12 protein-coding genes and 1 pseudogene are annotated in these 14796 nt (G+C 50.4%); 6 read left to right on the forward strand and 7 right to left on the reverse strand.

The features are described from left to right. Both BM036_RS18720 and BM036_RS18725 read right to left on the reverse strand, forming a co-directional pair. The coding region (locus BM036_RS18720) for an acyl-CoA dehydrogenase family protein (RefSeq protein ID WP_143066658.1) at positions 1–212 on the reverse strand (212 nt) is incomplete at its 3' end. An 83-nt stretch (positions 213–295) separates the two neighbouring features. Next, positions 296–784: an RrF2 family transcriptional regulator gene (locus BM036_RS18725; RefSeq protein WP_342714523.1), complete on the reverse strand. Its 489-nt coding sequence runs from the start codon at positions 782–784 to the stop codon at positions 296–298. A gap of 147 nt (positions 785–931) precedes the next feature. Here BM036_RS18725 and BM036_RS18730 point away from each other — a divergent pair, with 147 nt between their 5' ends. From BM036_RS18730 to BM036_RS18750, 5 genes and pseudogenes are all read left to right on the forward strand, one after another. Then, positions 932–2524, forward strand: coding sequence for an acyl-CoA synthetase (locus BM036_RS18730; RefSeq protein WP_091855170.1), 1593 nt, complete (start codon positions 932–934; stop codon positions 2522–2524). A 140-nt stretch (positions 2525–2664) separates the two neighbouring features. After that, positions 2665–3351: a response regulator transcription factor gene (locus BM036_RS18735; protein ID WP_091855171.1), complete on the forward strand. Its 687-nt coding sequence runs from the start codon at positions 2665–2667 to the stop codon at positions 3349–3351. 255 nt (positions 3352–3606) lie between these two features. Then, positions 3607–3750, forward strand: a pseudogene (locus BM036_RS20390) (integrase); the annotation flags it as partial. A 315-nt stretch (positions 3751–4065) separates the two neighbouring features. Next, positions 4066–4392: a hypothetical protein gene (locus BM036_RS18745; protein ID WP_091855172.1), complete on the forward strand. Its 327-nt coding sequence runs from the start codon at positions 4066–4068 to the stop codon at positions 4390–4392. Positions 4393–4680: 288 nt separating this feature from the next. Further along, positions 4681–5418: a hypothetical protein gene (locus tag BM036_RS18750; RefSeq protein WP_091855173.1), complete on the forward strand. Its 738-nt coding sequence runs from the start codon at positions 4681–4683 to the stop codon at positions 5416–5418. A 5-nt stretch (positions 5419–5423) separates the two neighbouring features. Here BM036_RS18750 and BM036_RS18755 read toward each other — a convergent pair whose 3' ends face one another. The 4 genes from BM036_RS18755 to BM036_RS18770 are packed head-to-tail and all read right to left on the reverse strand — an operon-like array spanning position 5424 to position 12885. Next, positions 5424–6749, reverse strand: coding sequence for an ISL3 family transposase (locus BM036_RS18755; protein WP_091855174.1), 1326 nt, complete (start codon positions 6747–6749; stop codon positions 5424–5426). Between the two features lie 3 nt (positions 6750–6752). Beyond that, positions 6753–8063: a GIY-YIG nuclease family protein gene (locus tag BM036_RS18760; RefSeq protein WP_091855175.1), complete on the reverse strand. Its 1311-nt coding sequence runs from the start codon at positions 8061–8063 to the stop codon at positions 6753–6755. 12 nt (positions 8064–8075) lie between these two features. After that, the gene (locus BM036_RS18765; protein WP_143066659.1) at positions 8076–10142 is read right to left on the reverse strand and encodes a DEAD/DEAH box helicase; all 2067 of its coding nucleotides are present in this window, start codon (positions 10140–10142) and stop codon (positions 8076–8078) included. Beyond that, a complete protein-coding gene (locus tag BM036_RS18770) occupies positions 10135–12885 on the reverse strand; it encodes a DNA methyltransferase (protein WP_091855176.1) in 2751 nt (916 codons plus the stop codon). The genes BM036_RS18765 and BM036_RS18770 overlap by 8 nt, the downstream gene beginning before the upstream one ends. A 965-nt stretch (positions 12886–13850) precedes the next feature. On the opposite strand from BM036_RS18770, the gene BM036_RS18775 reads away from it, so the two are divergent. Continuing rightward, positions 13851–14486: a hypothetical protein gene (locus tag BM036_RS18775; protein ID WP_091855177.1), complete on the forward strand. Its 636-nt coding sequence runs from the start codon at positions 13851–13853 to the stop codon at positions 14484–14486. On the opposite strand, the gene BM036_RS18780 is transcribed toward BM036_RS18775, so the two are convergent. Continuing rightward, positions 14473–14796 (reverse strand): transposase (locus tag BM036_RS18780; RefSeq protein WP_177186112.1); only part of this gene is annotated, 324 nt, incomplete at its 5' end. The genes BM036_RS18775 and BM036_RS18780 overlap by 14 nt on opposite strands.

The following is a 14796-nucleotide window of genomic DNA, read 5'->3' on the forward strand; positions in this document are numbered from 1 at the left end:
CCGCCATATTCCTCGGGAAGGTCCACGCCAAGCAGGCCGGCCTCGCCCAGTTTGTTCCAAAGTTCCCTGGGAACCTGGTGGGCTTCCTCCCAGTCGTCATAAAAGGGCGCCACTTCCTGATGGAGGATTTTTCGAACCGAATCCAGAAACAGGTTGTATTCCTCACCGGTTGTCGAATCAGTAACTGCAAAAGCAGATGGTGTACTACTCATTATTTCGAACCCTCATTTTTGTTGTGGAATTAATGGGGCGCACCTGTGTAATGCACGCAGCGACTGCCAGGAAAACCAAGGAATCAGGCTTTCATGTGGGATGGGGTAATAGCATCGGCCAGCCCCTCCTTTTCCAGTGCCCTGTCAGCACTATAAAGGGATGACACCTTGATTGAGGCCAGACGATTTCGGAAATCCCGGTCCATCTCATTCCGAAGACCGCTCAGTACGTCATGCACATAGCACCGGTCTTTCCAGTCTGAAAACGGATTATCTATCGAGAAAAGCTCCACGTTTGGCTCCGCAACTGCCTCAAATACATCCAGCAAAGAGACAGTGGATGGTGCGCGGGCCATTGTGACCCCTCCTTTCCCTCCCCTGGTTGATGTCAGCAAGCCCGCCTGGACCAGGCGTGAGATGAGTTGGCGCACCCTTGACGGATTAACATTCACCCACTTTGCAATGGTCCGTGAGGAGTGCTGCTTCTCGCTGTGATACGCCACAAAGGAAAGGATGTAACACGCTGTGGTGAACTTTGTTGAGTTCAAGGAAACCTTCCTATGCTGGTGCAAGTCATTCGGCCGGCTTGACCTCGAACGCCATGCTCTTATATGTTAAATGTTTCAGTAACTATAACCATCAAACGCGAATACATCAACAAAGCATCAATGCCCGTCACAACCAATCTGGCGGTGCCCTGATGGACCTAGGAGCAAATAATGACAACAAATGCTCTGGAGCAAACCATTGCTGCAGCCCGCGAACAGACTATTTCCGGCATGTTACGACGTACAGCCAGGAGGAACCCTGACAAGACAGCCGTTATTTGCGGTCAGGTAAACTGGAGCTATCGCGAATTTGATGACATTTGCGACCGTCTCGCCAACGCTTTGATCCGGCGCGGCGTGCAATGTGGAGACAAGGTCGCCATCCTGGCTAGAAACTCCCATGGTTTCGTCGCAATGCGCTTTGCACTTGCCCGCATTGGCGCGGTTCTGGTGCCGGTCAATTTCATGCTGAATGCCAAAGAGATGGCCTACATCCTTACCCACTCAAAGGCCAGGATCCTATGTACGGACACCTCAATGGCAAACATGGCCAGGGAGGCTGCCAACCAGAATACCAATGTCGACCAATTTCTCTGGATTCCGGATGAAGCAGGCTCAGCCCCCCTTCCAGGTATGACGTCGTTCGACGACCTCCTTACTGAGGGAGCCGACTCCAACCAACAGCGCCCCCGTGTATCAGGGGACATGCTGGCACAAATTGTCTATACCAGTGGCACCGAATCCCTTCCAAAGGGTGCCATGCTTACACATGAAGCCGTCGTGACCCAGCATATGAGCTGCGTCATGGCCGCTGGATTCGAGTCGTCAGACATAATGCTGCACGCATTGCCGCTGTTTCACTGCGCGCAACTCGACACCTTTTTCGGGACCTGCGTTTACGCAGGTGTCACGAACGTCATCACCGCCACTCCCTCTCCGGAGGTCATTCTCCCAGCGCTTGAAAAGTACCAGGTCACCTCGTTTTTCTCTCCACCCACAGTCTGGATATCACTGCTCCGCTCCCCAATGTTTGACAGCGAAAAGTTATCCAGATTACGCAAGGGTTATTACGGTGCTGCAATTATGCCAGTCGCTGTTCTGCAGGAACTTCAAGAGCGCCTGCCAGAGGTCCGCTTATGGAACCTGTATGGCCAGACCGAAATTGCTCCCACGGCGACTATTCTCGGGCCGGAGGACCAGATACGGAAAGCCGGATCAGCAGGTAAGCCTGTGTTCAATGTTGAAACTCGTGTGGTGGATGACGCTGAGCAGGAGGTACCAACAGGAACCGTTGGGGAAATCGTACATCGGTCACCCCAGCTTATGAGTGGTTACTTCAATGATGAAGAGCGCACCAGGGAGGCGTTCAAGGGCGGCTGGTTTCATAGTGGAGATTTAGGATTCTTCGACGAGGAAGGCTATCTGACGATCGTCGACCGCAAGAAAGACATGATCAAGACCGGAGGCGAGAACGTTTCAAGCAGAGAGGTAGAAGAAACCATCTTCCAGATGGACCAGGTTTCAGAGGTAGCCGTTATTGCTGTAAGCGACCCTGTTTGGGTTGAAGCTGTTACTGCAATCGTTGTTCCCCGGGACGGTTCGACCATCGACCAAGAGATGGTCGTCAATCATTGCAAGGCGCGACTGGCAAGCTTCAAGGTTCCCAAGCGAGTGGTTGTCGCCGATGCCTTACCGCGTAACCCGAGTGGCAAAATCCTCAAGCGAAACCTGAGAGAGCTTTATGAAGTGTCGGCCGAGAGTTGACAAAAACTAACTGTAGCCTCTGGGATTATTTCTTTTGGCGCAAGAAAACAGATACCCGGCGAAGCTGCTAGCGCACTCCAGCCCCAAGACCAATAACCTTTCCGCCGGGTTTCGCAACGCACAAGACAGGAGTTTTGTTTATGGCTACTCCCGAATCCTTTCAGGGCCGGCTCAAAGCCCCGGCCATTGTTGCTCCCATGTTTCTCACTTCGGGCCTGGAACTAGAGGTAGAAAGCCGACTCAACGGTGTCGAGGATGCCTTTCCGGGCCTTAATCAACGTCCCAGCGAAGACTTCGTAGAATGGCTGGAGGAGATTGACGCCCACCCTGAGGGCAAGGATGCCGCGCCTTGTAGCGTGAACCTGATCGTCCTCACCTCTAAACCCCACCTACAGGAAGCCCTGGAGATTATGAGAGGTGTGTTACACATCGCCTCTTCGGAAGTGTACGTGAGGCGAATCGAGGATGAAGGCCATGCGGTTGGCACCTTGGCGCTGCTTTTTTCCCAGAGCCTGAAGGAAAATAATGAGCATACCGAGCCGCTCCGCATCGACTATATCCAGTCACTGCTGGATACCTTCGGTCCAGAAATCCAGGAGCAGGCAGCCTCATCAAAGCCGCAAAGCACCCTGCTGGATCCCCTTACCCGCAAGGAAACCCGGGTACTGCAGTTATTGTCCGAGGGCTATTCCAACAGCACCATGGCGGAGAAACTGTGCGTCTCCGACAGCACCGTGCGGACTCATTTACGGAATATTAATTCCAAGCTGAATGCGAGCAATCGGACGCAGGCTGTGGCTATCGCCCGGCGTCTCGGTATTGTCTGATGTTATGAGTTTTGGTGGCTGAGTGTTTATTAGGGATCCGGGGCTCAAGGCCTTGGTGGGAGCCTCCACTGTGCCCCCACCAGGCCTTGGCGGTAAACCACTTTGAAAAAGAGTCCAATCATGAGCACACTCGGTACCGGACAACGCCCGCTGACGGCCAAACACTGAATGCAGTCGCAGATTCCGCATCCAGCGAATGCCCTCAGGCTGAGCCGACATCGCTGCTGAAATCCAACTATCTAAATCACTTGGGCCCAGGTGACATTGATCTACAAGAAGACCAAGAATCTTCGAGCCGTCCAGTTGCTGTTGGGACACACGAATATGTCGAGCACCGTGCGGTACCTTGGTGTCGAGGTCGAGGATGCTCTGGAGATAGCTGAGAGTATTGAGATCTAGGTGCGTAATTTGTGTCCTTGGTCCCTTAGGACACCGCAGACGCTGCCAGCCCCGGTCGATGCTCACCCTCGGGTTTCGATCAGGCTCCCCCCGTCGCTAAACAGAAGCGAACATTCGCCGTACCCCAGTGTTGGCTTGTATCTCCACTGGAATCCATAAAAATCTAGGCCGGGGTCATGAGTCGGATTTTTCCAACTCTGGATGGACCTAATACGGGGTCAGGGGCACGGCCCCTCAGGCATTCGCTTAGATCTTTTTGGTTGTGTGCTAGGTTGTCGGGAAGCAACTCAATTCAAGAATCTGGATGATGCCGTTATGTTCAAAACCCTGAAATCCCTGTTCTCCAAAAGCGATGAACTCAAGCCTGACGAATACACGGGTTACACCGTCCACGAGGGCAAGGAGTACGTCAGCCATGACGGGCTGGGACTGAAGACGCCTCAGCCAGAATCGGACTCCGAGCCAGTTCCAGAACCAATAGTGACATCCCCCGACTGGCAAGATATCAGCCAGGCGGGCGGTATTTTCGAAGATTCAGAGACTGAGTCTGTGACCGATGATGAAAGCCCGTTCACAGACGACTGGCTCAATGATATCGAGCTTCTGATCCTTGGCATAGGCACTCAGGCTCAGGTTCAGTGAGTGCGCGTGGTACAAATGCCCCAGCCAGAATGCCTGCGGCGGGGTCAACTGATGGTTCATGGTCAGCCTCCTTCTTAAGAGGCCGGGAGTCTGGCGAACTCCGGAAAGTTGGTTTAGCTGGGGTTCCTGGACCGTTTACCTCGGTCAGCTCGACCGTTTGCGATACACGGGCGTGCAGCGCCTCATGTGGAACCGGGGTGGGCGATTTCGGGTAGACCGCCTATACTTCTTTGGGTTTGCCTGAATCCGCAGTAACTCGATCAACCAATAACTCTGATGGGATTACGTATGGGGGTTTTTGATGGTTTTAAGTCTTACGAGCATGAGATCAATGAAGTTAGAACTTATCTCCTTCAAGAGAGAAATATGCGAAAGGAGTACGCTGATCCGTTCATTGCCGCTTATGGGAAAAAACTGGGCAAATTCATCGAGGATGGTCGTAAAAAGTCGCTCCAACTCAACACGACCTCTTCGATGGGGGCACAGCTCAACAAAGAGTTTTCTGAAAACGACGTAAGGTTTTCGGTTCTCGGTCAGGCGATTCGTGGATATTTCTCTGATCTCCGATCAGGTAAATACGTGAACACTGCTGTTGAAACGGCTATTTGGGGCATAATATTAGATGAAGATCCACAGCTGGTTAATAGCATGAAGCCAAGGCTGTGGGAGTTTGTTGTTAATAACTACGGAAGAATGGCTCCCAATGCTGATATCGTCTTTCGGAGTGAGGATGATAGCTTTACAGGGATGGTCTCGTCGAAGAGTAGTGTGCCAGCAAGACCAGTGCCTACACGACCTGTAGCCACGAGAGCCCCGACTTCAAATGCCCCGAAAAGAGGACTTGATAAAAAACATCGGGTGTTCGCCGCCTTAATAAAGATGCTTGGAAATAGCAAAGCGTCTGGAGTTTTGAACAGGCTATGGACAAACGAGAATTTCCGAAGAAGTCTTGGTTATAAAGGGTATCCGGAATTGAGTGTGGGAACCGCTGATTTGTTCTCCCTCTCAATTCCGGTATCAATGTAGAAATATCAGGAAAAGTGGCCGCTTTCCAGCAGGTCGCAAAGCGTAGGGATATGTGGACCGTACTCAACCGTTCTGGGCACTTTCTCCAGGCCAACAGATCTCGACAGGGTCCCCTTTTGAGGTTTGCCTTTCGGCTTTCGTCCTCTCAACTTGGTTGTCGGTTTACGCGCTTGCTTCTCATAGATCAGTCGAGCACGCATGACCTCAAAGCTGTATCCGCGTCCCATCCGGTTAATGTCCTTTGCCAGCCGATTCACAGACTCAGTATAGGCGTTTGTGACCTGGTGATCATAGAAGTTGAAAACCTCCCCCCACCAGTTCAATAGCGCTGTGCGGGATGCCTCAAAGGCTGGCTCGATTGCAGGCGGTAGTGATCTCATCCATGCGCGTGCAAACTCCTGAGCTTCAGTCTTGTTTTTGCATGAGTATATGCGGTGGAAGTTTTCCTTGGCCTCGTAAGCCATAGCAAGTTCAGGGTGCAGGTCGAACCAGGACTGCATTTTTTCACGCTGCTCAGACGAAAGGTTGTGCTCCCTCTCCAAAAGGATAAAGCGGTCGTCTTTCAGCTTCAGCCTCTGCCGAGTGTTGAGGCCTTTACGAATTTGCTTTCGCACGGACTCCAGCGCCTCATTGGCCATGCGGATGACATGCCAACGATCCACGACAATATCGCGACCTGGCAGTTGCGCGTTCACGACATCCTTGTAGGTGCGCCACATATCCATCGTCACGACCTTTACCTTGTGCTTATCAGGCATAGCCTTGAAGTAAGTCATAAGGTCGGTTTTCCGACGGTTGGGCAGTAAGTCGTAGACAGCAAGCTCGTTCACGTTGGTGATCATGCACCGGTATTCGCCAATAATCTTCAGCTCATCAATCCCTAGAAACTCCGGGGTTTCAAACTTGACCTCTTTTCCAAGCCGGTGAACGTAATCTTCGAAGATATTTTTGATAGTCTTTTCATCAATACCTGCCTCGCGTGAAATCATTGCGAAGGTTTTCTTCATCGACTCCTGCTCGACGTATTTGATGAATCGGGTGGAGGCTTTCCGTTTCGGGTCGATGTCTGGCAGATTTGAGAAAAAAGTCTTCCCACAACTTTTGCATCGGAAGCGAGCCCGATCCACGCGGAGCAGTACGGGCTTTCCATGCATCGGGGTATCGATGTAGTGCTGTTGCTGAGTACCGTGTCTATACGGCCCCTCAGCCTGGCAATGTGGGCAGCGCCCAGGGATTCCTTGGCCATCAACCTCGATGACGTAGTGATCCCCCTCATCAATAAGATTGCTCGACTGGAGGGTATCCATGTTTAGCAGGTCAAACTGGCGCATCGTTCACACCTTCTTCCTCACCAATCGCCCGGTGGTATTATCCATGCGATACTGAACGATGCTTCCATCGATGATTCGCTTCACGACCTCTCGGGCCGTGTCGAGCGGAACAGAAAACCACTCTCTCGGGTGATATTCTTTCCCGTCCCTCCCTGTGAGCGTCATCTTGATTCTCTGAGCGTGCAAGAACCCATGGATGAGAGTCTCAAACTTGTTCGGATTCAAGTTATAGCACTCTATCGACGCGAGCTTTTTGACCGGTGCTTCGAGGAACGCCGTGTCCCGCTCCGCATTTTTTGTCCGCTCATCCACGGTCAGCTCGGTATAACCAATTTTCAGTAGATTCGGGATTTCACGAAGTGCGGGCTTATCGCTCAACGTCGTGACAAAATAGATTTGGCCAGCCCGCCTGTCCTTGTGGTTCACATTGTTGAAAGCGTCGACGACCGACTCAGCATCACGGATGATCCTCCGTCCAGTGGGGTCTTGGTAAAGTCGTTTTGCCAGAGACCGGAGGAGATGATTAGACTCTGTCCCATTCTCGAAAATCAGCCGCAGCCTCGGGTCGTATCGCCCATCTCCATCCTCTCGATATTCGCCAACTTCATCGATAAGACACATGACGCCTTCCAGTATGAAGGCATCACCCGGCTGAACTTGTGAGGCCTGCTGGAAGCGAGCTGCTTTTACGTCGCCAGTTTTCAGCTTATCGTGCAGATCCCTGAATATTGGCTCAAACGCATAGAAATCCTGGCAGACACGCCGTTGAGCGATCTCATCGGGATCCTCTCGGCTTTTCTCAAATGAGACATGAACCGGGTCAAAGAGGGAGTCGTCTCCTTGATCAAACTCTGAGAATGCCTCGCTCGCAAAAATGTCATCAAGTGATGTGACGTTTTCCGCCTGGTTCACGTCCGTCTTCGACGCTGGCCTACTCGGTTCGATAGAGGCGCGATAAGGTGTCTCCTCATCATGCGCGGTGGCCTCCTGACTCGACGCCAGTACGGGCTCGGGCAGCAGGTTATGACGGTCGTATGGTTTCAGAGCTGATAATAGCTCTTCCTTCTCCGCGTAGCTCTTTAATCTCCGGGCGAGAAGCTTTTCCTGTAGGTCAGGACTATCGGCTTGCGGAGGTTTTCCCTGCTTATCGACGAACGCACTGATCTCTTCAAATCGAGAAACTTCAAGAGGCGCACCCGAGCTTGATTTCTTGGCCTCGACATCAAGAAGACCGAACTCATCCGGGCCGGAGAATATGTCGTCCAGAGAAGGCCGAGTAGAGGCCTTTTTTCTGTTGTGATTGATCGGTGGCATCTCATATCCCTCTTACGACGTCTGCGCCTGCGCCTTGCGCTCCTGAGCCTTTCTTTTGATATAGGCCAGCGCATCCGCCAAACGGCGCTCATACGGCTCACTAGCCGTCACAGAAGGTTCTCGGCCTTTCTCCTTACGGAATTCATTAATTCGCGGCCAGAGGATAACGGCCTCTTCTTCAGACATCTGTGATCGCATACCAACCACGGTATCCTGAATGGTCTTGAGGACCGATGGCGTCACGGATTTTGAGAGAATCTCGTAGGCACCCTGGAAGGGATTCACCTGACGAATCAGATCGACATTCAGGTTTTCGATATTGACGAACTTGTTCCCAATAAGAACAAACTTGCGATTGGGCTTGGGCTCATCGTTCCCAGCACCAACGTCGGTTTTCGACGGCTTCTCTGTGCCACCCTGGTAATCCGGCGCTTCTTCTTGAATACCTTCAGGCGTCATGATCTGAGCGCCTTCCGGCAGGTCAGACTCATCGAAAAGCCCTCCGGTAGACTGGATGGCCATGGAAGCGTGTACGGCTTCTGAGACAGTGCTTATCTCACTGTCATCCATATCTGGGTAAAGCGTTTCCACGACCTTTGGAATCTCTACTTGCTCCATGACCTCTGGGTCATCATCGCCTGTCACAGCTGGTGCAATGACTTCAGGCTTTTGGAGGATGGCGGCCTTGATGTTATCCATGTTCTCCAGGGCCTTCATGACCTTGTCGGAGACAGGCGATGTGGTGTCTTCGATGACCACAGAGCCAGGGTCGACTTCTTCGCCCGGCCGTATCCGAGACCTCGGCTTGAAGTTCACGGCGGGTGCCAAGACCTGCTCCATCAGTAGCGATACGGTGATGGCCTTGAGCATGTTGTTGACCGATGTTTTGACGTCGTCATCCTCTGCATCTGGCTGGGCGATCAAGTTGGTAAACTGCGCGTGTGACTTACCCTCAGAGTCACGAGTGGAACGACCGATGATCTGGATGATTTCGGTGAGCGAGGAGCGATAGCCAATAGTCAGCACATGCTCACACCAAGGCCAGTCAAAGCCTTCCTTCGCCATACCCAGGGCAATGATGATATCCATGTCGTCTGCTTTGGACACATTCCTGAGATAGTTCTGAACCTCTACCCGAAGTGGGTTATCGTCAACCAGATCGGCAACCTTCAAAAGCCGGCCAGATTGGTCCTTCACAGTAATAATCCCGGTCTTCATGTCCTTCCCGACGACATCACCGATAGCATCGAGAATGTAATCGACCTCAGAATACTTGTCCTTCGTGGACTCGACCGCGTTGACGTTTGGAATATGAACGATCGTCTTCTTCGAGGTGTCCAGCACCTCATGCACGGCATCCAGGTACCGACCGGTGTAGAAGTGGTAGCCAATTCCTAGCGACTTCAGATACCTGTAGCCATTGAGCTGTTCATAGTAGGAATAGGTGACCTGAGTAAACTTCTCTTCATCCTCGGGCAGCAGAATTGGTACTGCGTCGCCCCGGAAGTAGGACCCTGTCATTGCTACAATGTGGGCGCTGGAGCCTGCCATGACGCCATCAATAAGCCCCCCAAGCCGGTTTTCGCCATCCGCAGATGTGTGGTGGAATTCATCGATCGCCAGCAAGGTGTCGTTGAAGTCTGAGGGAGCCAGTTCTTTGTAGGCGTATCGCAGAGTTGCATGGGTGCAGATCAAAATGTCTGCGTCCGGATCAGACATGAAGCGGATAAACGCTTTGACCTTACGGCCCTCCCCGCCAGGCACACAAAGGTTATAGCTGGGCTGAACCTTCCAGTCGGCGAAGAATCCAGCACTCTTAAGATCGGTATCCTTGAACGAGCCACCGATCGACATTTCTGGCACAGCCACGATGACTTTCTTTAGCCCCTGGTGGTGCAATTTGTCCAACCCAAGGAACATCAGGGCTCGGGATTTCCCGGAGGCAGGAGGCGCTTTCAAAAGCAGGTATTGCGCATCGCGAGCGTCATACGCCCGAGCCTGCATTTCCCGCATGCCGAGTTCATTCAGGTTTGAACTCTTTCCAGTTTGCTTGTACTGGACGGTCATCAGATCAGCCATTATCAATTACTCCCTTTGGCTGTTTTTTGGCAGGCTTCTTTGCTTTCTCTTCAGCAATCAGTTTTTCGTAAAGAGCGAAAAGGTGCTCCAAACGTTCGGTTGCATCTCTAAATGGCTTTTCGCGGTAAAGTTTTTCGACGGCGCGATCCAGAGCTTTATGAGCTTCACGCAATGGCTCCGGCATTTCTTTTGGGTCATAAAGCTTGGATAAGGATTTATCGGGATAATCCTCACGAAGAAGAAGGACTTCCTCTGCAAGCTCTTCGATTTTCTTTCGCTGCTGGTCATTGGCTTCGGGCCATGGGAATGTGTTGTAAACCAGTGTGGCGGAATAACGGTAACGACTCTCTAGACGTCCAGCAACAGCACGCATCCAATCATTATGCATTTCAGATGTGAGAACGCCGAACTCAAAAACTCCAGCATTTGGCACAATCAAATTAGCGTCACTAGAGACTGTACTTGAATCCAAAAGACCTATAGGCACATAAGGCCGGCGTTCAGAAGAAACTTTAGGAACCAAAAGATATGTTCCCTTATCTGGGTGAGATGCAAACCAAAAAAGATGAGGTGTTGCCGCCGCCTTGTTAGCGCCGGGGCTTTTACTAGCTAACCTTACTGACCTTACATTTTCCACTCTAGCTTTCACCGATGGCAACTGATTTAGCTCTTCTTCAGTTATACCTTTTAGCCACAAGCAATAGCGTTTTTTACCATTTAAAAACTCCTGAGCCCCAAGGATAGGCTTGACCCAATGTGCCGTCTCGGGGTCTTCGGAAATCAGATCATTTTTTTCCGTTGGGGATAGCAAGAGATTTCCACCATCATTAGGCATGCTTCCATATTGCATTTCTATATTTTTATTTATTGGTTTTGACCTATTATTTACGATAATCGAGCTTCCACCTACAAGGTAGGCATTGATAGATTCCGTTAACTCTTCGCTCCACACTCCTTCTTTGCTTAAACAAAAAAGTCTTTTTTTGCCCTTGGAAACACCTAAGCCAATAACGACCACATTCACAGCCGCTTTATTACGAGCAGCATTTTCCCAAGCGAAATTACTATAGGCAAAAGAGATGTTTACGCCAAGACCGAAGATTCTTGGCCATAAAAAAGGCACCTGCATGCCTTGGCAAATTGAACTGGTTGCTACAAAAGCGGCGAAGATGCTTTCATTGTTTGCTATATACTTTGAAGCAAGCAAAAACCACGACGATACATAGTCGAGTTTTTTGTAGCTTTGCTTGTCACCAAAAAGTAATCGCATTTCATCTTGCTGTTCAGAGCTTCTAGAGTTGTAGCCTAGGAAGGGAGGGTTTCCGCAAATATATACTTCGGAATCAATTTTTCTTGAGCATAAAAATGGGCATACCTCTTGCCAGTCAATTTTTAAGCTATTTCCACAAATAATATTTCCTGAATCTCGTAATGGAAGGTCTGCGTCTGCATATCCAAATTTTTCCTTGAACGCCATATTCATTTGATGCTCTGCGAGCCATAGAGACAATATTGCTACTTCATGGGCAAAGTCATCAATTTCGATGCCGTAGAACTGAGAAAGCTTAATCCCTGAGTAATACATTTCAGTCTGATCCGACACTGTGTTCAGAGTGTCGATGACTTCCATTTCTAGCTTTCTCAGCTCTTTGTAAGCAATGATCAGGAAGTTTCCTGAGCCACAGGCCGGATCAAAGATATGCAGATTCTGGAGGCGCAGAAGCAGCTCTTTCAGTTTTCGTTCGTTCTCCCGGCTTTTCTCAAGTTCCGCGTACAGCTTGTCGAGGAACAGAGGCTGGATCACCTTCATGATGTTGGAGACAGATGTATAATGCTGTCCTAAGTTGCCCCGCTGCTCTTCATCTATGACCGCCTGAAACATAGAGCCGAAAATGTCTGGATTGATCTCAGACCAATCCATGTTCCCGCAATCAATCAAAAGTCGGCGAGCCTTCCTGCCGAACTCGGGGATAGGCTCATCCTTTTCAAACAGCCCACCGTTAACGTAGGGGAATTTCTGGAAATGAGCGGCCATCGATTCTCGTTCAGGCGCTTTGTCTTCTAGGTTAAGGACGGTGAATAGATCCGTAAAGAACTGATCGACGTCCGAGCCATCTTCCGATGTGGTGGACTGGATGGCAGACGTCATCTGCCCCTGATCGAAAATGCCGGTGTCCTCGGCATAAAAGCAGAACAAGAGACGGGTAAGGAAAACGTTGAGAGCGTGAATGTCCTCGGGCTTGGAGAGGTCATTGCGTTCGCGGATCAAATCGAACAGGCGCCCCATCTTCTCAGAGGCTTTAACGTCAGCCGGATGCTCTGAGTACATGACCGCTTTTTCGTACCCAGCCAGCGGAAGAAAGAAGGCATACTGTTTGTCCAGTTCATCCATCGAGGTTTCAAGGCGCTCTTCAGCCTTGAGATCGAAAGCAACCAGGCTCTTGAAGTCAGTGACGATGACAAAGCGGATATCGTTCCGCGACACGACTTCGCTTGCCTTGAGCGAGTCGGCTTCGGCATTCAAATCAGTCCCCTCAGGAACGGATCGGAAGTAGAGCTTCTTCTTCAGCCCGATGTCATTACCGCTGGCAACGTTCCGGCTATCGTCACCATTGCGGAGACGGGTTATGGTGCTCTTCGGAAATCCGTAAGCATCAAGGAAGGAGAAAATGAACTCATCCGGATTAGGGTTGGAGCAGGCCTGCTCCATGGATTCGATAATGCGTGCCTGACTAATCGCCATGTTTTCCACTCCTGGCCAGTCGTTCGTCGAGCCTTCGACTACGTGCGAATTCTGACGACAGAATACACACCTAGTTCCGGTTTAGAAACCCGATGATACGACACGATCATTACACACGCAATTCCGGTTTACGAGTTAGGTGACACCCTGTAGGCTGGAGTGGAATTACACACTAGGTTCCGGATACCCGTTATAAAAATGTGCCAGAAAATGATGTGTTGAGAGTGCGTCTTGCGTTGGAGTGGCTGACTAATGAATTAGATAACCCAAGAGCTGAACCAGGAATAACTAAAAAAATGCGATCAGAAAACGAGCTATTTTTGCGAAACTTAGTGGCGTTGGCGGTTATGTCATGACTGATCATCAGGTAAAAGATCTAATTCAGGATGTTCAAAGTTTCATGCGCGGAGGCGACGTCTACACTTCGGGTCCGGCTGGGAAATATCTGGATGGTTTAGAGGACTATTGCATCGATAAGGAATAGCCCCCGTAATAAGGAAGTCAGTGTGGAATTCAGGTAACTACGCAGCCAACTCAGAAAGCTCGTTGAACCTAAGCTGCATTAAAAAGGGCGCTCTTCCCTATGGAGGTACAGATAAATAACGCCTTTCAGGTAAGGCTTAGTTTACCGGCAGTCAAAACTCTGCTTCGCGCTTTTTTGCGTTCGATGTTGGCTGGCGTTAGTTCAAATCTGAATGTTCGCTTTGCGACCAGGCCGGGCTCCTCGAATTCCTTAAACAAAATCGGACATTGCGCCGGAGCGTTCTCGAATGGCCTCGGGTGAGTTCGCCTGTCCTACGTAAATCAACTCCAAATGTCGCAAAACTTCGTAAATTTTCACTACTTGGTCTTACAAGTATACGAAAGTTATGAAATAGTTGGATTCATAAGGTGTGGGATAAGTGTTTGGGGGATAGATGCCATTTGTCGCTGAATCAGCTGTTAGCCAATTTTAGGAGAGCTGCATGCCAGATCCCGAGTTTAAGGAATGGGTTTCTCTGATCAAGGATGGCCTCTTAGCCATTGCTGCATTGGTTACGATTGGCGTAGGAATTTATGGGGCGCGTGTTTGGAAGATGGAATTAATTGGCAAGGAGGTATATGCCGCAGCGAGAGAGCTTGTCAAACAAAGCCATATCGTTTGCAAAGCAGCTGACAAACTGCGGTTGCCGACCGACGCGCTGGACAAAGAGCTAAATCCGCACTCAGATACTACAGCTACCGATGATAAGCTCTGGCGTATTTCGGAGATAAAGGCTTATCAAAGGAGATTAGAGACTTTCTCGATCAAACTCGACAATTTTGAATCGGCGAAGCTTGATCTGCGAGTTTTGAAGGGGGCGAGAGTTTATGAGAGTTTTATGCCTTTCGGCAGGCATCTTACTGATACCATATTGCTAATCAATGAATACTTGGACCTTTTGAAAGATGACTCGTTAAAGGTAGGGCCAAAGTCTTCAGAGGTACTCGACCTGCAACAGAGGATGTACCCATCAATGAATTTAGATGATGATCTGTCGCAAAAGCTGTCTGATAGCCGTGAAGAGGGAGAAAACTCGCTCCTAGTGTCCCGTCTGGGTAATTCGTTTATTTATCATTAATGACACTCAACTTTGCTCGCGCCACTGAAGTCATAATCGATTCTGCGCTTTTGTGCCAGCGGAAGGGCTTTGCCAGCTTCTCATTATGAGTTTGGATAAAGCGACGAATCGCCTTCTTCAGTTCGCCGACACTGGTAAAAATGCCACGGTACAAAGCACGGCGTTCCAGTTGACCAAACCAGCCCTCCACGGCATTCAGCCAGGAGGCGCTGGTTGGTGTGAAGTGAAGCTTGAACCGGGGATGTTTCTCCAGCCAGGCTTTTACCTCTGGTGTTTTATGAGTCGAGCTGTTGTCCAGAATCAGATGAAG

The organism is Marinobacter segnicrescens (genome assembly GCF_900111555.1).
Lineage (GTDB): Bacteria > Pseudomonadota > Gammaproteobacteria > Pseudomonadales > Oleiphilaceae > Marinobacter > Marinobacter segnicrescens.

Coding starts and splice junctions, on each gene's coding strand:
- BM036_RS18775 (WP_091855177.1), top strand. CDS start 13,851: ATGCCAGATCCCGAGTTTAAGGAATGGGTTTCTCTGATCAAGGATGGC.
- BM036_RS18770 (WP_091855176.1), bottom strand. CDS start 12,885: ATGGCGATTAGTCAGGCACGCATTATCGAATCCATGGAGCAGGCCTGC.
- BM036_RS18765 (WP_143066659.1), bottom strand. CDS start 10,142: ATGGCTGATCTGATGACCGTCCAGTACAAGCAAACTGGAAAGAGTTCA.
- BM036_RS18755 (WP_091855174.1), bottom strand. CDS start 6,749: ATGCGCCAGTTTGACCTGCTAAACATGGATACCCTCCAGTCGAGCAAT.
- BM036_RS18730 (WP_091855170.1), top strand. CDS start 932: ATGACAACAAATGCTCTGGAGCAAACCATTGCTGCAGCCCGCGAACAG.
- BM036_RS18735 (WP_091855171.1), top strand. CDS start 2,665: ATGGCTACTCCCGAATCCTTTCAGGGCCGGCTCAAAGCCCCGGCCATT.
- BM036_RS18760 (WP_091855175.1), bottom strand. CDS start 8,063: ATGCCACCGATCAATCACAACAGAAAAAAGGCCTCTACTCGGCCTTCT.
- BM036_RS18750 (WP_091855173.1), top strand. CDS start 4,681: ATGGGGGTTTTTGATGGTTTTAAGTCTTACGAGCATGAGATCAATGAA.
- BM036_RS18745 (WP_091855172.1), top strand. CDS start 4,066: ATGTTCAAAACCCTGAAATCCCTGTTCTCCAAAAGCGATGAACTCAAG.